The 20969-nt window shown below is 34.5% G+C and carries 15 protein-coding genes; all 15 read right to left on the bottom strand.

Features of this window, described 5'->3' with window-relative positions:
* Position 1 precedes the first annotated feature (1 nt).
* The 15 genes from JV173_RS04440 to JV173_RS04510 all read right to left on the bottom strand — a co-directional run bounded on the left by JV173_RS04440 (position 2) and on the right by JV173_RS04510 (position 20905).
* Positions 2-898, bottom strand: coding sequence for a BadF/BadG/BcrA/BcrD ATPase family protein (locus JV173_RS04440; protein ID WP_205735084.1), 897 nt, complete (start codon positions 896-898; stop codon positions 2-4).
* Positions 891-2456 (bottom strand): beta-N-acetylhexosaminidase, encoded by a 1566-nt coding sequence (nagZ, locus tag JV173_RS04445; RefSeq protein ID WP_205735085.1) that lies wholly within the window; start codon positions 2454-2456, stop codon positions 891-893. Before nagZ ends, JV173_RS04440 begins: the two co-directional genes overlap by 8 nt.
* Positions 2449-3585, bottom strand: coding sequence for an exo-beta-N-acetylmuramidase NamZ family protein (locus tag JV173_RS04450; protein WP_205735086.1), 1137 nt, complete (start codon positions 3583-3585; stop codon positions 2449-2451). The genes nagZ and JV173_RS04450 overlap by 8 nt, the downstream gene beginning before the upstream one ends.
* Positions 3578-4222 (bottom strand): DUF624 domain-containing protein, encoded by a 645-nt coding sequence (locus tag JV173_RS04455; RefSeq protein WP_205735087.1) that lies wholly within the window; start codon positions 4220-4222, stop codon positions 3578-3580. The genes JV173_RS04450 and JV173_RS04455 overlap by 8 nt, the downstream gene beginning before the upstream one ends.
* On the bottom strand, positions 4222-5220 hold the full coding sequence (locus tag JV173_RS04460) for a carbohydrate ABC transporter permease (protein WP_205735088.1): 999 nt from the start codon (positions 5218-5220) through the stop codon (positions 4222-4224). Before JV173_RS04460 ends, JV173_RS04455 begins: the two co-directional genes overlap by 1 nt.
* Positions 5210-6136: a carbohydrate ABC transporter permease gene (locus JV173_RS04465; protein WP_205735089.1), complete on the bottom strand. Its 927-nt coding sequence runs from the start codon at positions 6134-6136 to the stop codon at positions 5210-5212. Before JV173_RS04465 ends, JV173_RS04460 begins: the two co-directional genes overlap by 11 nt.
* Positions 6136-8730 carry a DUF5696 domain-containing protein gene (locus JV173_RS04470; protein WP_205735090.1) on the bottom strand — a complete coding sequence of 865 codons (2595 nt, stop codon included), beginning with the start codon at positions 8728-8730 and terminating at the stop codon, positions 6136-6138. The genes JV173_RS04465 and JV173_RS04470 overlap by 1 nt, the downstream gene beginning before the upstream one ends.
* Positions 8727-9368 (bottom strand): YIP1 family protein, encoded by a 642-nt coding sequence (locus JV173_RS04475; protein WP_205735091.1) that lies wholly within the window; start codon positions 9366-9368, stop codon positions 8727-8729. Before JV173_RS04475 ends, JV173_RS04470 begins: the two co-directional genes overlap by 4 nt.
* Complete coding sequence (locus JV173_RS04480; protein WP_205735092.1) at positions 9365-10837, bottom strand: hypothetical protein; 1473 nt, start codon at positions 10835-10837, stop codon at positions 9365-9367. Before JV173_RS04480 ends, JV173_RS04475 begins: the two co-directional genes overlap by 4 nt.
* Before the next feature lie 10 nt (positions 10838-10847).
* Positions 10848-11732, bottom strand: a complete 885-nt coding sequence (locus tag JV173_RS04485; RefSeq protein ID WP_205735093.1) for a carbohydrate ABC transporter permease — start codon at positions 11730-11732, stop codon at positions 10848-10850.
* Between the two features lie 2 nt (positions 11733-11734).
* The gene (locus JV173_RS04490) at positions 11735-12628 is read right to left on the bottom strand and encodes a carbohydrate ABC transporter permease (protein WP_372433662.1); all 894 of its coding nucleotides are present in this window, start codon (positions 12626-12628) and stop codon (positions 11735-11737) included.
* A 52-nt stretch (positions 12629-12680) separates the two neighbouring features.
* A complete protein-coding gene (locus JV173_RS04495; RefSeq protein ID WP_205735095.1) occupies positions 12681-15605 on the bottom strand; it encodes an extracellular solute-binding protein in 2925 nt (974 codons plus the stop codon).
* A 70-nt stretch (positions 15606-15675) separates the two neighbouring features.
* Positions 15676-17310, bottom strand: coding sequence for an extracellular solute-binding protein (locus tag JV173_RS04500; protein ID WP_205735096.1), 1635 nt, complete (start codon positions 17308-17310; stop codon positions 15676-15678).
* Positions 17311-17469: 159 nt separating this feature from the next.
* Positions 17470-18276, bottom strand: coding sequence for a prolipoprotein diacylglyceryl transferase (locus JV173_RS04505; protein WP_205735097.1), 807 nt, complete (start codon positions 18274-18276; stop codon positions 17470-17472).
* A 76-nt stretch (positions 18277-18352) separates the two neighbouring features.
* Positions 18353-20905, bottom strand: a complete 2553-nt coding sequence (locus JV173_RS04510; RefSeq protein WP_205735098.1) for a hypothetical protein — start codon at positions 20903-20905, stop codon at positions 18353-18355.
* Positions 20906-20969 lie beyond the last annotated feature (64 nt).

Raw genomic sequence — 20969 nt, forward strand, 5'->3', positions numbered from 1 at the left:
ATTAACCATCCCTTCTCATGTACGCTTTAGCTAAATTATAACCACCATATACTGGTTCATGCGTACCCGTTTCATATAAAAAGTTGATATTTTTTTGATTTAATAAGTTTAGAAGTTGACCCTTCAAGCCGTTTGCATTTTGAATGAAACCGCCTCGAAGCACAAGTTTGAAAGTATCTTTGATTTTAAGTGTCTTAATGATTTTTTCAATCATAGATAACATTACTTTAGCTTCTTTTAAGTAAAGCTTTTGCACATATGCATGGTTTGATTCTTTATCAATCAATCTTGCAATACCTGCAATCACTTGTTTTGTTTCTTTATGCGCAAATCCAATAATTTCTTCTCTAGTTTTTAAACCTAATTGTTTTAATACTTTCTTTTGAACAGGATTAGGTTTTTTGAGTGCATCGATTCTTTCCATTGTTTCATTTAGAAGTCTAATTGAAACTGAATATGCAGAACCATAATCACCAAAGATATGTCCATATCCGCCAAATCTATGTACATTACCTTCATAAATCGCATAAGAAATCGAGCCTGTACCTGCAACTTGATAGATAAAAGGATATTTATCATCATAGTTAGCGTATAAACCTAAGTAGGCATCAGGATAAATCTTTACTGCTGTTTGATATCTTTCTTCAAGTGCTTTCTCATATGCTTTGATATCTGGGATTCTAGAGTAACCTGCTGCACCAATGACAATCATATCAATTGACTGGCCTAAAGTTAACTCATCTAATACCTTTTGTACTTCATTTTTTGCGTTATCTAAGTTGACTGCGAAGTTTGATTGAGAGGTTGTAAATGATTTTAATTCATTACCCACTTCATCATAGATGATACCAAGTGTTTTTGTACCACCACTATCAACTGAAATAAACTTTTTACTCATATGCAATAGGTGCCTTTCCTTTAGGGATTAAAACACCTTTTAAGTACTTGATGCATGCTTCGATTGAGTTTGGTGTGTATTCATAGAATGCAACATAGTTTTTAATACCTTTTGCATAATATAAATCATATGGATTTCTCATAGCAAGTACATGTAATTCAATACCCAGTTCATTTAATGCATTCATTAAAAGAATTTGAGATTGATATACATTTGCATTGTATGATGTAAAGATAATTTGATCATAACCTTTAGCTTGATCCACAAGTTGATTGATTTGTTCTTCGCTTGGTGTAATACCAATTTCAACTAAATCAAGGTTAGGTAATGCATTTTTAATCTTTTTACCTAAAGCTGAGTTAAAGTCTGCTTCATCTGCAATCGTTGTTGCAATTGGAAGTGTTGCAATCATTAAAGCTTTATCTTTTAATTTTAAAGTGTCACCTTTAATTAAAGTCACTGCATCTTCTACAATTTGTTTAGCATATTGTTTAGAGTTTTGATCTTCAACAGTCGCTTTTACAGTTTCATATGAATCAACCAAGTTAACAGTTAATTCACTTTTGAATTTAAGGATACGTTCAACACGTTCATCAAGTGTTGATTCTAATAATTCACCAGTTTCTAGTGCTTGCATTAAACGATCAGATGCACCAATTTGATATGGCATATCATGACAGATACATACAAGGTTTGCACCAGCATTCACACTCATTAAAGTTGCTTCAATTGCACCCCAATGATTGTGGATTGCTTTCATTTCAATACCATCTGTCACAATTAAACCTTCAAAGCCCATTTCTTCACGTAGTAAACCTTGAAGAGCTCTCTTTGATAATGTGACTGGTAAGCCGTCTTCAGTTAATGCAGTGAAGTTAATATGACTTGACATAATTGCTTTAATACCTGCATCAATTGCTGCTTTAAATGGTTTGAATTCAAACTTAGCAAGTTCAGATAATGGTTTAGTTACTGTTGGTAATGCTAAATGAGAGTCAAGGTAAGTATCTCCATGACCTGGGAAATGCTTAGCAGTTGCTACAACGTGATTTTGCATACCTTTCATATTTGCAATACCAAATTCTGATACCATTTCTGGTTTATCACTGAAACTTCTTACACCAATAACAGGGTTTTTAGGATTACTATTCACATCAAGTACTGGTGCTAAATTCATATTAATACCTAGTGAAATGAGTTGTTTACCCATCAAATCTCCTAGGTTATACGCATTCTTTGAATCAAAAGTTGCTGCCATTGTCATGGCACCAGGGAAGAATGTTGCATCATCGAAAATACGTGTAACCATACCACCTTCTTGGTCGATAGAAATATACATAGGCATGCCTAATGCATCCATCGCAATTCTTTGAAGATCTTGATTAAGTTTATAAAGTTGAGCTGCTGATTGAACATTTCTAGTAAAGAGTAAGATGTTACCTACTTTATACTCTCTAATTAAGTTTTCTAATTCTTTTGTGACTTCAGTTCCATGGAACCCTGCCATAATTAATTGTCCAATTTTTTCTCTTTGAGTTAAGCTTTTTAGTTCACGCATACAGATGATACCTTTCCTTGATTTTGATAAATTCTAGTTGATCTTTTTTGAAACTTTCAAATATTTCTTCCAATTTTTTACCCATTCGTAAGTCATCGTTACCAGTTAAGAGATCAATCATTTGTTTTTGACCTTCTCTCCAAGGTTCACGGAACTCAAATTCAGGATAATCATTTTGAATAATTCTTAAAATTTGATAACCTGCCTCAATCGGACGGATTGTTTCTTTGTCCATAAGGAAAAGTTCAATTCCCTGACTCAACACACCTTGATGTTTTGAAAACGTTGGTGTAAAGAATATTGGTCGAACTTTTAAACCAGGTAAATTAAGTGCTTTAACCTTATCTGCAAGGAGAAATGCATTAATAAATGGTGCACCAACAATTGAGAATGGTCTTGTTGTTCCACGACCTTCTGAAACGTTTGTCCCTTCGAAGACACATGTTGCAGCATAAAGGTATGCTGAATCATGTGTTGGAAGATTTGGACTTGGTGCGAGCCAAGGTAAATCTTTTGATAAATAATCTTTACTGCGATCGTAACCTTCCATTGGAATGACAGTTAAGTCACAACCAATTTTGAATTCTTTATTGAATAAAAGTGCAAGTTCGCCAACAGTTAGACCATATCTTTGTGGGATACTGTAATATCCAACAAATGAACGGTATTCAAGGTTTAACAAATTACCTTCAACCTTGATACCACCGAGCGGATTAGGGCGGTCAAAGACTACGAACTTAAGTCCAAATTCTTTAGCCGCCATCATCGCATAGGCCATTGTATAAATGTATGTATAAAATCTTAATCCAACATCTTGGATGTCATAACAAAGCACATCAACATCTTCTAACATTTCTTTTGATAAGCGTCTGGTCTTACCATATAGTGAGTAGACATATAAACCTAATCTTTCATCAAGGTAACTTTCGACATGTTCGCCTGCCTCTGCGTTACCAAAAATACCATGTTCAGGTCCATAGAGTTTTGTTAAATTCACCTTAGATTTAAGGATATCAGCGGTATGGACCAAATTGGAATCAACACCAGTTGGGTTGGTAATTAAACCAACCTTTTTACCTTCAAATAATGCTTTAAATTCATCAATTCGGTCAATACCTAATTTAATCATTTTTCTTATCCAGACTTTCTATAAATAATGTAACTTTTTTAAATAATAATGCATAAAGTAGCATTGGGATTGAAATACCTGCAATTACGAAGAATACAATCGTAATTGGCGTTAAAAGTAACGCAAATGGAACAAGTAGAATTAAGACTGCAAGGACAGTTCTTAAAATATATTTTCCACTTAGGAAGAACGCAAACTTAATAATTAACCAAGTTTCAGTTTTTGGATACGTAATCATAATTGGTAATGTGTAGAGCATTGTAAACCCTGCTGCTACAACTAAGATGATCATGACATAATAACCAATCAGTGAAAAGATATCTGAGTTAAGGTTTAAGTAATCTGTATAGATTGTCATATTGATGATACCTATTACCATAGCACCAGCAAGTAAGAAACCTAATTGTAACTTTTTACCAAAATCTTCTTTGAAGAAATTCCAGAAACCTTTAATAATTGGTACTTCACGTTTATTTAAGTAATGCGTAAAGAGTTTGTACCCTGCAAGTAATGCAGGATACATTGTGACGATTGGTAAACTAAATAAAATGATCAGAATATTGATAAGTACAAGTCGTAAAATCCAATCGGCAACAGTATTTAGTTTTTGATAAAGTGAACTTTCATATGTTTTCATTAGCCGACGATACCTGTTCTTTCAATAGACTCAACGAATTGTTTTTGTACGAATAAGTACATAATTAAGAGTGGCAGCATCATTAATAAGGCAGATACGTTAGAAATTGTTGCAAGGAATAATGGGTTTGACCAAATTTCTTGACCGATCAGTTCAAGACCACCGGTATAGAACAAGGCAACTCTGACGTTTTCTGCGACGTTTAATAATTCCATTGTAAGGATTGGGAACTCTTCTTTTGCAACTTCGAAGATTTTAACGAAGTAAGTATCATTCCATTGCCATACGAATGCGAATAAGCTGACAGTTACAATCGCACCACGAGCATTTGGTAACATAACATTCCAGAAAATTCTAAAGACGTTTGCACCATCGATTTGAGCAGCTTCTTCTAATTCTTTTGGAAGACCTTTAAAGAATGATCTAAAGATATAAATGAAGATACCTGATCGAATACCCATACCAAGTCCACTCATTAAATAAATGGATGATTCTTTACCAATTAATTGGATATCTCTAAAGTAGAGATATTGAGCAAGTGATAAAGCTTGAGGTGGCAAGATGATTGTAATTAATACAAAGATGAATAAAATGTTTGACCCTTTAAATCTTAATCTTGAGAATGCATAACCAGCAAGTGCTGTTGATGCAAGTTGTAGAACCATTGAAACTGCTGATAACTTAATTGTATTAAGTAGTGCGTTCCAGTAGTGCATTGCAATTGATGCAATTTCAAAGTTCATAAGTGACCAGTTTTTTGGAATCCAAATAACTGAAGGGTCATTTGCGTCTCCTGGTGCACGAAGTGCAAGTAAGACTTGTTGAATTGTTGGATAAAGGATGACGAAGCAAAGTCCACCTAAGATAATTGCACGAAGAATTGAAATTAAAATTGCTTGGAACTTTCTTGTTCTTCTGATTGCAGCTGACTTTCTTTTTCTTTCGTCTGTTAATGTTAAGATACCTGTCTCTAGATTGGCATTCAGATTAATGTTCATAGTGTGAGTCTCCAATCTTAAAGATTTTTGCTAGGATGAAGATCACAACAAGTAAGAGTAAGACAACACCAACATAAATCCAAGCCATTGCTGATGCTAAGCCCCATTGTTGTTTAGCAAGTGTATCTGAAATAATTGTTGATACTGTTGAAGTCATAAAGGTATCAACGAGTGCATAAATCGTAACTGTTATGATGTGTGGTGTAACGTTTGGTAACGTAATTAACCAGAACATTTCATACGGTGTTGCACCCTCAATTTTTGCTGCTTCATATAGATGACCTGGGATAGATTGAATACTTGCTAAGAATAACAAGATTGGTACCCCTGATAATGCTAAGATATCATAAATTCTGCCAATTAACCCAACAATGAACCCAACTAAGAAATCAGGAATACCACCAGATAATAGGTAGAACTCTAAATCAAATAGTTTTGAAATACCTTGTTGTTCTAAAATTTGGCTAATTGCATCCCCACCACCTAGTGCAGCAGTTACTGCAACTGAGTTTAAAATAACTGGGATGAAGAAGATCGCACGTACAACACCGCGACCCTTAAACTTCATGTTTAAGAGTACCGCGATAAAGAGTGAGAAAATAAGAAGTACAGGCAGATTAAATAATGCATCTGACATTGTATTTAAAATTTCTAATCTAAAACTTGAGTTAGTTGTTGTGTGGCTATTCAGTGCGAATAAGTAATTTTCAAATCCAACGAACTCTTCTGCAATATAACCAATTTGTGGTGTTAAGTTGAAGAATGAGAATCGAAGAGATTCAATAAATGGTTTTAAGAATAATAGGATAAGTCCTGCTAACCATGGTAATAAGAAGATAATTGCCCAAATTGTCTTTTGTTGATCATAAGTCAATTGTAACTTCTTTTTAGGTGCATTCAATTGTTGTGCTTGCATTATTGAGCCTCCTGTACCACGAAGAAACTCATCGCTGGAATTTCATACAGATTATAGGTTTCATCAAAGACATTATAGTTAATGAGTAAGATTAAACCATTAGAATATGTAACTTCGTAAACGTTATTTTTTACTTTTCTGTGACCAACAAGTCTACCTTCTGCAATCTTTAATGAATTTAAAGTTGCCATTTCTGATTGAATGGTATCTAACCAATTCACATAATGGGTTGACATATATTGATTGTGATCTGTATTTAATAACTCAAGTGAACTATCATAAGATAATGTGTACTTGAGATTTGAACCTGTTTCTAACACTTTTAAGAATTGATATTGTGGACTTCTATCACTTGTTAAGTTAATTGATACTGGTGAGTAATCAACTAAGCCTGATAAGATCAGTTGTAATAAAGGTATTTGATAATCAATTAATGCATAAAGTGTTGTTGCAGTTGGTAAATCACTAATAAATGATGCATAAGGCATCGCAAAACCTAATGGATTTGACAACATTAAGTCTTGTGAAACACCTGCTAAGAAATCTTGTTGGATTCTTAATGCATCTTGTTTATATAATGTTAAGTCACGTTCATAACTTCCAACTAAACTTGAACCAATTAAACTTAAGAGTAAGCCATCAGTTACACCTTGTTTATTAAATGCATCATACACAGCTTGATAATAAAGTGGGTTCAATAGATTTTGTGAAAGTTCTTTTGATGCATCAAACTCATCATAAGCAAGACGTGAAGGATAGTGATATCCAAAGTACATTGCTTGTGCACCGCGGATACGTTTTGCATTATACATGAATTCATCAAATGCACCACGGAATCCTTTGCTTGATGCAAAGTTTGCATTTTGATAGAGTTCAATACCATTAGATTTTAAGTATTCGTTTAATGCAACAAAACCATCACGTCCACCTAATACATTTGGTATATCATTTCTGTCAAATAATTGGTTTGTAAGACCACCGTTCGCAGCACCAAGATATGAAATATTCATATTTGTTACATTACGGTTCATTAATTCTTCAATAATTAATTTTGCTTGATCAAATGTTGTTAATGAATCAAGTGTTTGATAAGGAATTCCTAGGAAGAAATCACGTTTATCATAAGCTCCTAATAATTCAACTGTTAAGATTGCTTTAGTTGTCTCATCAACACTATCTAATCCTAAGTTGTTGATTAAATAGTTACGGTATACGTTTGCAATATCAACATAACTCTTGTTTGCACCACTTAAAAAGAAATAAGATACTTCAAAATCAGTGTTTGCAATTTCTTCTGTTAACAAGTTGATACCGTATTTATTAAAGCCAGAACCTAAAGTTACAGCTTCAACTTCTCTAATCGTGAATGTTGTATAAATCTTGTTGTATGAGTCAACACGATTTGAGATATCGGCAGAGATTGTTGCCATTGCATCACCTTCTGTGATGATTGCTGCAAAGGCACCTTCATCTTTAACCATACCATAGAGTGGTATGCTTATTTTTTGTTGTTGTTCAGCCATCGCGTAAGGCATTTGTGCTAAGTCTTGACCATAAACACGTTTACGGTATACGTTTTGTTGAACCTTACCATTATTAAATTCAATGACTGCACCACTACCATCTGGAACAACTAAATAACCTTCTGATGCTTCACCATCTTTAAGCATATGTGCTGTACCAAATAATGGGTATAGTGTAATTTCATTAATACGACCTAAAGTTTCTTTGATTGAATCACGAATGATTTTTGTTGAAATACCTTCAGGTAATAATTTAACTTCAATTGCGATTTCAAATTCTGCTTTTTCTACGACTTCCTCAACACCATATGCTGCATTTTCTTCTTGCGCACGTTCTAGTGTATAACCATAACCTGGATGTTGATCATTACCATAGAGAATCTTATATAATCTTCTCTTAACGTTGTTGGTCATATTTGATGAGTAGTTAGCAATTACATATGCATCCCAATCGGCATCAAAACCAGTGTATGCATAATCTTGTAATTCTTTTTGGTCTACTGGATCATAACTTTCCATTTGTTCTTTGCTAATCATTTTTGGGAAGTATAAATGTGAAATTTCGAGGTCAACTAAGTGATATAAAATTTGCACAGAATCTACACCGTATTTGATGTAGTATGAACGAATACCTGCAGCATTTAATACCGATTCTGGGTGGTTAATTGACATACGGAAATTATTCATTGTACCAATTGAACCACGTGGATTATAGAATGTAATTTCTAGTGTAGAACTTTGTCTCCATTTAGCTGCATTTGTTGTTAAAGGTCTTGTATCATTCGCTGTTGGGTTTGAATACCATGTATAGCCTGTTGCCTTATCAACAACACGAATATATGATGTTGTTTCATCAATATACAGGATAAAGTTTTCATTTTCACCAACAACTTTATTTTTGTCTGATAAATCATTTGCATCAATAAAGCCTTCTTTAGTAAACACATCTGTATCTAAATAAGCATAACTTTGTTTTTCAAAAGGAATACCGATTAATGCAAATGTGAATAATGCAACAGCTAAGACACCAATGATTAATTTCATATAATGTTTCTTAAAAAATGTCTTCATCGTCTTAACCCCAATTCTTCTATGATGGCTGTAATGAATGCAATAAATTGTTGAATTAAATCAAAGAATAGTAAGCCTAAGAAAATCATGACAAGCATTGAAACGATAGTTGCAATGAACGCTAATACTGTCTTAAATAATCCATACTCATGAATATTTAAAATACCCATGAAAAGCATCCAACCTGTAAGGAAGTATGCGATACCCATTAAAAGTGTATAGAATGGCATTTCTTCTAATGTTAAAAAGTTTGATAATGCTAACCCTGGGAAACCAATAATGATTAATGGGAATAATGCATATCCTGTAACGATAAAGATTTCTTTGAACTTACCTTTACCTTCCATTAATGTTGTTACTGACCAGTTAGCAGTAACGAATAGTCCAACAATTAAAACAACAGATAAAATTTCTTGTAAGTTGTTTAAGTTTAGTGGATTTCTTTCGTTAATTAGGAATCCTTCATATTGATATGTGAAGATTCTTAGAAGTGCATAAAGCACCATAAAGATGATTGCAACTGAAAGTTTACCTTTCTTTTGCGTTTTAAGATCATCAAAACCATCAAATGGGTGGGTAAGGATGAACGCTGGGAATTTAATGTAGTCATTAAAAACTAACGCTAGTTTTTCTTTCATTCCAACTCATCCCCCTTTCTAACCTTTTTGACGACTCTATATGTTGTAATTCCAATAGGTATTAGTAGAATCGCTCCGATAATGTAACCGAAGTTATCTTTAATTATTTGGTTTCTGTATTGTTTGAAAGCTTTTGAGTAATAGAATTTATCTTTACCTACTGCAAAGAATTCAATTGCTTTATCAAATTCACCGGTACGTAAATAATATTTACCAATACCGTTATATGCAATTTCATAGTTTGTATTTAAGGTTAGAACTTCTTCCCAAATAACTGCTGCTGCTTCGAATTCACCACGTTCATAAAGTCCAATAGCTTCATTAACTTTATTACCGAATTCAGTGTGTTCGTAAACAATTACTTGATTTAATTGGCGATCAAGCACAACTAAACGGTCTTTTAGATAATCAAGTGCTACCCCTTCTGAGAAGCGGTCTGATTGGTTACCTGCATCACCATTGATGTAAAGGAGATTACCTTCACTATCATATGTGAATAATCTTGAGCGTTTAGTGTCTAAGACAGTATAAATACCATCTTTATAAAGTGCAACGTCAACGAGTCTTGAAGGACCATCAATGACATAGTTATTCATACCAACTACGAATTGAATGTCACCTTTTGGAATGTGATATCCATTACGTTTTAACACGTCAATACCTTTAGGGTTAATTAATTGAATCATATTTGAGTCATTATTCGCTGAAGGTAAACTTGTTGAGTAAATGAAGTTTTTATCACTCATGTTAACGTTTGTATATTCAGTTGGTAAGTATCTTTCTAGTTTTGAAATTTGTTCTTCTGTCATAAATTGACGTTGGAAAATTTCAAGTGGTGTTAATGTAATTGGGTTAACACCAGTGTAACGGTTGAATGAACCATCGGTATCAAGTTCTAAGATACCTTCATAGATGTTGCTTGCAACAACATACATACGACCTGTTGAGTCGGTTGTAATTTTTGCAGGTTCAAATTCCACTGATTCAAATGTAACGTCATCGATTGAATCTACAATCATGACAATTTCTAAATCAAAGTTTAATTTTAAGATACGCTTATTATCTGTATCTGCAATGTAGATACCTGTATCTTTAACATCAATACCTCTTGGTTTGTTTAAAGTTTGAGGTGCAACGACTTTACCTTCTTCAATAAACTGAGTTTCTAATTCAGCTGATAAATCAAATGATGTTTTTCTAAGTTGAAGTTCAAAACGATCATTGATGATATATAACGCTGAGTCACCTGATGTCACAATATAAATTTGGTCACCATAAACAATTAAGTCTTCTGGTTGAGTAAATTGATTGTTAACATTTAAACCAAGTGTTGTTGCATTAAAGTATTGTGCAAATGTAAAGCCTGGTGCTGAATGAATCACATCACCATAATATGAGTAGTTATAGCGGGCTACTGTGAAGTTTACAGGTAATGTAAGTAATAATGAGATCCAAACAAATAATTTCATAAGTGACCTCCTACTTCATACCTGAGTGACTGAATGTTTCAACAATTCTTGATTGAGAAATGATGAAGAAAGTCACTGGTACGATCATCATAATGAAAGCTACAGCCGCCACTGTACCTTGACGCTCAATTGAACCTTGAGCGATTTGACGAAGTGCATAACTTAAAGGTTTTAATTCTTCTGAGAAAATGTATGTACCACCATCTGTTGTCCATAATCTTTGGAATAACAGAATGATTAATGTTAACCAAGCTGGTTTAACAAGTGGCATAACGATTTGGAAGAAAATACGATATTCTGATGCACCATCGATTTTTGCTGATTCAACAAGTTCGAATGGAATTTGTTCCATAAATTGCTTCATTAAATATAGACCTAATGAAGATGCAATCGCCGGTAAAATGATTGCCCATGGTGTATCAATTAAACCAATCCATGAAATGATCATGTAGTTTGGTGTCGCAGTTACTTGAGGTGCGAACATTAATGAATACACAACAAGTGCGAAAATGATATTTCTACCTGGGAAACGGTATTTAGCCAGTGGATAAGCACACATTGATGCAATGAGCACGTGTCCAACTGTACCTGTTAAAGTAATAAATATTGTATTAAAGAAATATCTTGAGAATGGAATCCATGAGTTACCAATTAATTCTGATAAGTCTCTAAAGTTTTCCATTGTAAGGTTTCTTGGAAATAAAGTAGGTGGGAAGACGAATAATTCATCTAATGGCTTAAATGCATTTGATGCAGTCATGATTAACGGATATGCTGAGAATAATCCGAAGATTGCTAATAATGCAAATAAGAAGATATCACCTGCTAATGAACGATTTATACGTTTTTTCTTTTTGATTTTTCTGTTGAATGCCCATTTTTGAATGATATTCATCGCTATTCACCCATCCTTCTTAAAACTTTTCTGACGAGTAAGTTAGCACCAATCATAATGAGGAATAACACAGTTGCAATTGCTGAGGCATAACCTAAGTCAAATTGGATGGAACCAAAGTCAATCAAGTGGGTAACAATCGTATGCCCTTCATAGTTGACCGATGGGAAACCTACGAGCTGCATCGAGACTTCAGCAATCGCTAAGGACGTTGTAATCTGCATAACAGCACCGAATAATAACTGTGGTTTCATTGATGGGATGGTGATAAACCATAATTCTTGCCAACGGTTTTGAATACCATCGATCGCACCAGCTTCATATAATGTCTTATCGACAGATTGTAAACCGGCGATGAAAGCTAGGAATGATACCCCTAAGCTTAACCATAATTGAACGATGATAATAACAATTAACATATAATCAGGATCTCTTAACCAGATAATCGGGTTATCAATAAAGCCAAATTCTTTTAAAAATGCATTGGCATAACCGTGTAAGTCACCTGAGAAGATTAATAACCAAATTAAGAATGCATTACCTGAAATCGAAGGTGCATAGAAAATAAGTGTCATGAAGGCTCTTAATTTTGGTTTAAGTTCATTAATTAACCATGCAAAGACGAAAGCTAATAAGTAACTCACAGGACCTGTGACAACCGCTAAGATTAAAGTATTTCTAATTGCGATAATGAAAATTTCATCATCTAATAATAATTTGGTATAGTTATCAAACCCGATGAAACGAGGTGCTTCTAACATATTGAAATATGTGAAACTGATACCTAAAGACATGACAACTGGAACTACGGTAAAGAGGATAAAAAGAATCACATAAGGTGCCATTAAGATGTAATGGTGCTTATGTAATTTCATTTCCTTCCAAGTTAGTCGCATCTTTTCTTTAAATGGTAATTTTGTATTTACTGCTTGCATAAAATCCTCATTTCTACTCTAAACCGAATTCACGACGTTTTTTCTCAATTTCTTGATTGATCATTTGAACATAGTCGTAAATTGTTTCTCTTGGATTTGCTGCATCGTTATAAACTAATCTGAAGGCGTTGTCTAGATGACGTCCTGTCATATATCCACCTGGAACTTCTGGAATGCCTCTTACCCATTCCCATTGTTCTTTAAGTTTAGTCATTTCGTTTAATGTCCAAGGAAGTTGTTCCATCGCTGCAATATTTGCAGTTGGGAAACGTGCTGCTGCACCCAAGATACCTTCCATTTCACGTCCGAAACGTACTTGAGTTGCTGTAGAAGTCCACCATTTTAAGAACTCCCATGCAGCTTCTTTTTTATCTGATTGATTTAAGATGATTGAACCAGTACCTGTAGATACTGTTTCTCTTCTAATTTGAGTATCACCATTTTCATCTACGTACTCAGTTCCTGGTACTGCGATGAAATTCCATTTACCACGGATTTCTGGTGCAAAGACTGATAATGTGTTGTATGTGTTGTAATAAGTAATACCAATTGGCATTTGACCTGATCTAAAACGGTTAGCAAAGTTTGCTTCAACAGGGAATGAATAATCTGTGTAGAAACTTGTCCAAGTTTCAAATACTTGTGGTCCTAAACCATCGTTAAATCCTGATTCACTATTTCCATTTAGGTAGAACTGTCCATCATTTTGATAGAACATAGTTGAGAAGATTGGGTTCGGTGGTAATGCCGTTGTAGAGCCATCTGTTAATGGTACTGGTAGATAGAATTCAAGGTTATGTTTTTGAAGTGATGGAATCATTTCTAGCACTTCTTTCCATGTGTTTGGTGGTGTTAACCCTAACTCATCAAAGATGTCTGTACGATAGAACATCATTAAGAAGATTTGTTGTTCTGGTAGTGCATAATAACCATCTAAATAATTGTATGGAACGAATGCACTTGGCATGAATTGTTGTGCAATTACATCAAAATCATCAAAATTAGTTAAGTCATAAGTTGCATTACGTAGTGCATAGTTAACTGGAGTTGAGTTAGATTGACCAATTGCAACATCCGGTCCACGTCCTGCAAGTGTTGCTGGAAGTAATGCATTACCCGCAACAAGTTTTAAATCCACTTGAATCTTAGAATCTGGTGCAAATGATTCATCAATTAATTTACGAAGAATATTTGCTTGGTCTTGACCAAGTGATAACCAAACTTCGATTGTTTCATTTACTTCACCAGTGTCTCTTCTACCAACTGCTGAATAGTCAGTTGTGAATGTTGCCATAAATGCTCTGAAATCATATAATGTGCGTTCAAAGAACATTGCTGTTGTATCAGGTAATTTAGCATCTGGTTGATGTAAAACGAAATAGTCAATTTCTAAAGGTTGGCTTGATAACATAATAACAAGCGTACCGAGTGATGAAATATTTGATACATATGTAGATAAGTTCTTTTGAATTTCTCTTGGTTTTTCCAAGAAGTCTTCAAGTTGAACAATAACAGTATCTAGGATACCTGTTTTTTCTGATCTTGCACCAGAGATTTCAATTAATGCATCTCTAACTGCATTTAAGACATCACGTTCTTCTTCTAAACGTGAAAGTAAATCTGGAATGCGGTTCATCAACTCATAGTCACGATATGGGTCTGGTGATGGACCTGTGAAGATTAAGATTTCACGATAAATTTTATTTAAGTTGTTAATAACATCTTGAAGATCTGAAATTAAACTTCCATAAACTCCCAGTGATACTTCCATTGTTAATTCATGAATACCTGGTTCAAAGTAGAAAAGGAATGCTTCTTCATTTGTACCTAAAGTTTGGATTCTCCAGTCATTAGAGTTAACAAACGCATAGTTTTCTAATTCTTTGAAAGGAATTTGATCATCAATATAGATGTTTCTGAATACTGCCATACCTGATGCTAAACGTTGTTTAACACGTAAGCTCATTTGATATAAACCAGCTTCTTCAACTTCAAATTGCCATGTGATTTTGTCACCAGCTGTTCCCCAGTTTGTTCCACCAATCGTATTTAACTTGATTAAATTTGGATCTGATGGCATTGTTTTTGCAGATGTTCTATCATTTAAAGGATAAAGTGTTGGAGAAGTTGTGAATAGCGCATTCTCAGCTTGGATGAATTGTAAATCACGATTTACAGTTTGATATCCTGCTAAATCATAAGATGCTTTCATATCAGCATAACTTGGAAGTTCTTGAATAGATTCAATAGTGAATGAACGAATAAGTAATGGTTCACGTAAAGATTCAATAGTGAATGTATTTTCACCTTCTTCAAAATAGAAGTAGAAAGGTGAATCAATATAACCTAATGAATCCTTTATAAAGACTTCACTCCACATTGGTTTTTCTTCTTGACTAGGTCTAATGTCGTTACCTAAGTAGTCTTGATAAATGTCTTCCTTGTTGCCATAATAACGATCAAATACGATATTTTCGGCAGCAATGAATGGTGACTCTCCATTAATCTTAATAGAACGTTCGATGGCTGATGATTTACCAGGATATGAATAATAGTTCACTTTAATATGGTAAAAACCTGCTTCTTCGATATCTATACGATATGTGAAGGAACCTTCTTCTTTAGTTAATAATGCAGATGGCATATCCGCATAATTGTAAAGAATTTCAAAATCCCCTACGAATGTATCGATATCCTTTGCGTAAACGATAATTTCTTTATCCAATGGAAAATGAAGTGGATGACTTTCCACGTAGTTTTCATAGTTTTTTACATATGACTCATCGGATGATTCACGTTCACTTGTGACGTTAACTGTACGGTTATATTTTAGATAGTTTGTATCAAATGCAATAGAAACTGCATCAATGACTAAAAATAAAATGATAGCAATACAGGCTATTAAAGCAAATATGTGTAATTTTTTCAAAAGTCTCACCTCATGAAAATGGTATAACCTTCCTTAAAGGAAATTCCCCTTAAGGAAGGTATATACCAAGTTCGAATTATTAATTTCCGCTTAAGTACGCTTCAAGCGCTGCAGAATAGATTGGTTCAATTGCTTCCATTTGTGATCTGTAATCTCCGGCTTTAATAGCTGCACTGATTTTCGCAGTCCAACCTGTAGAACCATATTTAGAGATACCAAGCGCACCAATGAGATCAAGTGTTACATTCTTATAGATTGCTAAGTAAGCATCAATAGAAGCTTGATCATTTAATTTTGTTTCTAATGAAATCATGAATTCGTCTTCGAATTCTTCATCAGTCTTCCACATTTGGATTTCATTCCAAACTTGGAAAGCTAATTCTTCTTTAGCAGCTGACATACCAGATGCGATATTGAATACTGCAACACCACCGATTGGTGAAACATATTCGCCACCTTTATCGATGTATGCTTCTGACATTGGATAAGGAACAAAGCTTAATTTGAAGTTTAAACCACCCCAACGATCAGGAGAACCTAAGAACCAGAATGAACCTGGATGCATTAAGACTTTACCTGCTTGCCATGATGGTGAACCTGCGTCAAATTGTCCGCCTGGTTCGAATAAACCTTTATCCCATAATGTTTTGATGAATGCGTAAGTTTCTAACGCTGGAGTTTGATGGAATGCAACACGTCCTGATTTAGCATTGATTAATGCACCACCATTTAATGGAACCATGTTTTCTGCATAGTTAGCAAGAACGCCACCTAATGCATAGTAATCATCACCCATAACTGTTAATGCTGATTTAGCAGCACTTGCCCATTGATCAAATTTAGTCCAAGTCCATTCACCATTTAAGAATAGTTCAGATGGATTTTCGATACCTAATTGTTCAACTAAGTCTGAGTTGTAGTATAGACCAACGTCAACTGTAGGTCTATTTACCATGAATGACCAGAATTGATCATTCCATGAACCTAACTCAATAACTTCTTGAGTAATTTTGTTACCATGAGTTGCTAAGTATTTATCAACTGGAACAATTGCGTTACCACTTGCAAGTTGTGCAGTCCAGTCAGATGTTGTCCAATAAATGTCAGCAAGTGGTGTACCAGATACTGAACCTTGGATGATTGCTTCAACACGTGAAGGACCCCAAGCTGCTGATGCAGGATATGGTTTATAAATAACTTTAACATTTAAGCGGTCTTCAACTTCTCTTTGTTTAGCTTGACGCGCTAATGTTTCTCTACCAGTATAGTTTGGATGGAATGGGTCAATTTCATGAACCGCACCGTGCATAATAACAATTTCAGTTGCCGGTGGTAAATTTGAACCAGGTTTAACTGTAATTGTTCTTGTACCTTGAACGGTTTTACCATCTGAACCAACAACTTTATAAGTTAATACATAAGTACCAGGTGTATTTGTTAATACAGCACCAGTAACTGTAATACGGTTAGTAACGTTACCATCAACTGTATCTGTTGCTGTAACACCAGTCATAGGGTCAAAACTATCCCCTTGAGTAATTTCAATATCAGTTAATCCTGCGAAACTTGCAGTTGGATCAACTTCAACTGGATCTGGATCCGGATCCGGATCTGGATCAGGTGTAATATTTCCGCCACCGCCAGTTGTGTCACCACAAGCGACTAGTAATAAAGCGAAAGCGAAAATTGTAAGAATGCTATAAATCTTCTTCATTATATTCCCTTCTTTCTTTTGTTTTTATAGTTTTTAATCAACTTAATTATACTATATACGTAGTATATTTTTTCCTAATTCTCGAAACTTTTTCATATTATTAAATATTTTTTCAAAAGGGTTTTCATTGTGTGTGAAAATATGATAAAACGCTTACTTTTAATTATTTTCTGCTAGATCAAATCCTTTAAAGCGAGTATCAAATGGATTTTTGATATAACGGACAAGTAAAAGTGTTGCAACTGCAAACATACCCACACTTTGCCATTGTGAAGGTGAGAACAATGGTAAGAATGTACCGCGTTCATCTCCTCTAAAATATTCAATAAAGAATCTAAAGATTGGATAGGCAATAAAGTATAGGAAGACCATATAATTAATCTTCATTTTTCTTATTAAATAAATGCCTACTAAAACGAGTAATCCAACAAAAATTGCTTCAAATAATTGTGTCGGTACAACTGCATGATCATGTGTATGGAAAGTCATACCATACCATTCATCCGTATCGATACCGAAACAGCATCCTGCCATCACACAACCAATACGACCAAATGTTTGTCCAATCATTACTGAAAAGATTGCAACATTGGTTACGTGGAAGAATTTTGCTTTTGCTTTTTCTGGTGCAAAGAATTTTGAACCAATGAGCCATACAGTTATACCACCTACTACACCACCCATTAAAGTCATACCTTGAGCTTGATATTCTCTACCTTTTTCAAGTGCATCAATTAGGTTATAAAGTTGTTGGAATAAAAATGCAAATATAAAGCCTACCACCATTGATACAAGTATCAATTTTAGATAAAACTCATAAACATCAACTTCTACTTTGTAATACTTCATTACCATACGGAATGCAGCAAGTGAGAAAAAGACGCCAATAATAATCAAAACATAGTAGGTTTCAAAACCTTCTATACCAAACATATAAGGATACATGGTGTCACCTTCTTTCATCATGTAAGAAATTGAAGGGGACTCCTAAATTAGTAGTCCCCCTCTTTGTTATATCACTAGTTGCTTATATAGTTAGATCTTAGTATTTTCTCTTGAATAAGAAGAATGCTAGACCACTTAATGTTAATAAACCTAATAATGAAAGTGAAATATTTGAAACGTTGAATAATGCAGCACAACCAGCATCAACAGGTAATGCACCAACATTGTCTTCTAATTCACCGATTTGTTCTTCTAATGAATCAATTAAGTCTTGTAATTGAGCAACTTTAGCAGCAAGTTCAGCTTGTAAAGCAGCTAATTCAGCTTGTAAGTCTTCTAAATCTTCGCCCATTTCATCGTTTGCAGCTAAAGCAGCATCTAAAGCATTTTGTAATGCAGTGATTTGTGCGTTTAACGCAGCAAGTTGATCACCAGAAGCTGGAGCAGCAACGACTGTAACTGAGAATGAAGCTGTAGTTGAGTTACCAGCACGGTCCTCTACTGCAACCATTACATTATATGTACCAGGTACATTTAAGTTTAAACCACCATTTGATTCAACAAACATAGCAAGTTGTGATGGTGTATCGTAGTTATCGTAAGCAACAACGTTTGCTAAGATTGCTTGAGAAGCATTAGCAAATTGTGATGCATTTACACGATAGTTTGAGTTAACAACCATAGCAACTGGAGCTGTTCTATCATCTACTGTTAGTGTGTATGAATTATTAATTACGATATAGTGATCTTGGTCAGGAATACCTTGAACATGCGGTGTAACAACTGTTGTATCAAATGCAGTAGCTCTTGCAGCAGTTAATGAAGATGTACCGTTTACTGAAACGTTACCAGCAATAACAATGTATGAACCATTGTCAGCAGCAGCTTCTACCCAAGCTTTAACTTTAGCATCCGAATCCATTACATTTGTAGGGCCTTGCGCACGAGTTGGGAATTCTGAATTCCATAATTGCCAGTTAGTTCTGTCAACAGCTTGAATTAATTTACCTTCAGCACTTACTTCCATGATAACCATTGTTGCATAACCAGTTTCATTATAAACGAAGTCAGCACCCCAGAAAATAGTTACTTTATCAGTAAAGTTACCAACTTTTTCATTGATGTAAACGTTTGACCATTGAATACCGTTTAAGAAAACAACTGGATCTACATCCGGAGTACCTTCAATATGGATGTGTTGAGTTAATTGTAAATCAATCTTATAAACACCAGGTTGTGGGTAGAATGGATTGAATGACGCAGGATAAGTGATTACAATGTCATCAGTCATGTCATTACCTTCACCATCAACAGCTGTAATTGAACCTAAAAGATCGATTGGTTGATCTTCATCATGGAATCTATTAGAAATGCCAATAAAACGTGGAGGAATTACACCAACAACAACGTCTACTAAAACAACAGATTCTTTTCCTTCTGGGCTTGTTGTGTAATATTTAGCAACATAAGCAGCACCGAATTCTGTAGTATCGATTGCTGTAACAGCAGCTGATGGAGTGTATTTATCTAATTCAGAATCATAAACAAATTCGATAGTTTCTAAGACTTCTTCACCTTGCATAATATCAACAGCATAAGATAATTTTTCAGTCTCATTAATGATTGCACCGCCTTCATCAAACATTCTTACCCATGAAACATTCACAGCGTTTGATAAATTAAATGAACCATTATGATCGATGACGATTTGTACGCCTGGAGTGTTTGGATCATCATCTTGTGCAGTAATTCCAGCAAATGCAGGAGCTAAAGCTTTATATAAGAATGAAGCTCTAAGTTCAGTATCTTTATCTGCGATAACTAATGGCATTGAAGCGATTAATTCAGTAGCTTTTGATCTAACACCATCAGCATCACGGTCTTTTGTACCGAATGACATAACTGTCCAACCTGCAGGAATTGCAACGTTTCTTGGGTCAGTTAAGATGAATAATGATCTTTCATTTTCTGGAAGATCAACTAAGTCTGGGTTAGTCCAACCTAAGTAACCGATTGGTTCTAATACATAACCTTTATCTTCTGCTGGATCAACCATCATACGGATATGTGAATAACGAGTATTTGGAGTTAATGTAGCAGCATCAGCACCAGCAGCGATAAACGCAGCTTTTTCTGATTCAGTAGCTAATCTCCAATCAGCGTTTTCAGTAGCATCTGTACCATCATTATGGATGTAATATTGGAAGATATGGTCTTCGAACATCATTAATTTACCATCTTGATTGTAGTATGTGTAAATACGTTGAACAACTGTCGTTAAGTCTGTACGGTTGTTTGTAGTTGAAAGTTCGATATCATCTTCAGTATCGTTGATAATTACAGAAGCAAAAGCGTTCCATGATAATGCAGGTCCGATTTCACTTGCTGAGAAATAACCATCTGCATTAGCATCATTAAATGAGCTTGCCCATTTAACACCACTTCTTACGATGTGGTAACGATAGTTATTGAATTCGAAGTCCCAGTTAGAATCTCCAACTAAAGTATAAATTGTTGAAGGTCCATATAAGGCACCTGGGTCACCATACGGATAGATTTCAATCATTCCGTCAGTTTCGTCTGCGTAAGATGGTGCAAGCACAACTAACACAGCGAAGCAAAATAATAGCATAGCTATAATTTTTTTCATTTTTTACTACTCCCTCTTTTTGATTTTTTTTGAGTTTACCCTTTCATTTTAATGAAATATGAAA

It is taken from the genome of Acholeplasma equirhinis, from assembly GCF_017052655.1.
In the GTDB taxonomy this organism is placed as follows: domain Bacteria; phylum Bacillota_I; class Bacilli_A; order Acholeplasmatales; family Acholeplasmataceae; genus Acholeplasma; species Acholeplasma equirhinis.

Excerpts from the sequence above, each read along its gene's own strand:
- JV173_RS04475 (WP_205735091.1), bottom strand. The coding sequence starts at position 9,368 with ATGAAAGAAAAACTAGCGTTAGTTTTTAATGACTACATTAAATTCCCA.
- JV173_RS04485 (WP_205735093.1), bottom strand. The coding sequence starts at position 11,732 with ATGAATATCATTCAAAAATGGGCATTCAACAGAAAAATCAAAAAGAAA.
- JV173_RS04450 (WP_205735086.1), bottom strand. The coding sequence starts at position 3,585 with ATGATTAAATTAGGTATTGACCGAATTGATGAATTTAAAGCATTATTT.
- JV173_RS04460 (WP_205735088.1), bottom strand. The coding sequence starts at position 5,220 with ATGAACATTAATCTGAATGCCAATCTAGAGACAGGTATCTTAACATTA.
- JV173_RS04510 (WP_205735098.1), bottom strand. The coding sequence starts at position 20,905 with ATGAAAAAAATTATAGCTATGCTATTATTTTGCTTCGCTGTGTTAGTT.
- JV173_RS04490 (WP_372433662.1), bottom strand. The coding sequence starts at position 12,628 with ATGCGACTAACTTGGAAGGAAATGAAATTACATAAGCACCATTACATC.
- nagZ (WP_205735085.1), bottom strand. The coding sequence starts at position 2,456 with ATGCGTGAACTAAAAAGCTTAACTCAAAGAGAAAAAATTGGACAATTA.
- JV173_RS04480 (WP_205735092.1), bottom strand. The coding sequence starts at position 10,837 with ATGAAATTATTTGTTTGGATCTCATTATTACTTACATTACCTGTAAAC.
- JV173_RS04455 (WP_205735087.1), bottom strand. The coding sequence starts at position 4,222 with ATGAAAACATATGAAAGTTCACTTTATCAAAAACTAAATACTGTTGCC.
- JV173_RS04440 (WP_205735084.1), bottom strand. The coding sequence starts at position 898 with ATGAGTAAAAAGTTTATTTCAGTTGATAGTGGTGGTACAAAAACACTT.
- JV173_RS04500 (WP_205735096.1), bottom strand. The coding sequence starts at position 17,310 with ATGAAGAAGATTTATAGCATTCTTACAATTTTCGCTTTCGCTTTATTA.
- JV173_RS04505 (WP_205735097.1), bottom strand. The coding sequence starts at position 18,276 with ATGATGAAAGAAGGTGACACCATGTATCCTTATATGTTTGGTATAGAA.
- JV173_RS04465 (WP_205735089.1), bottom strand. The coding sequence starts at position 6,136 with ATGCAAGCACAACAATTGAATGCACCTAAAAAGAAGTTACAATTGACT.
- JV173_RS04470 (WP_205735090.1), bottom strand. The coding sequence starts at position 8,730 with ATGAAGACATTTTTTAAGAAACATTATATGAAATTAATCATTGGTGTC.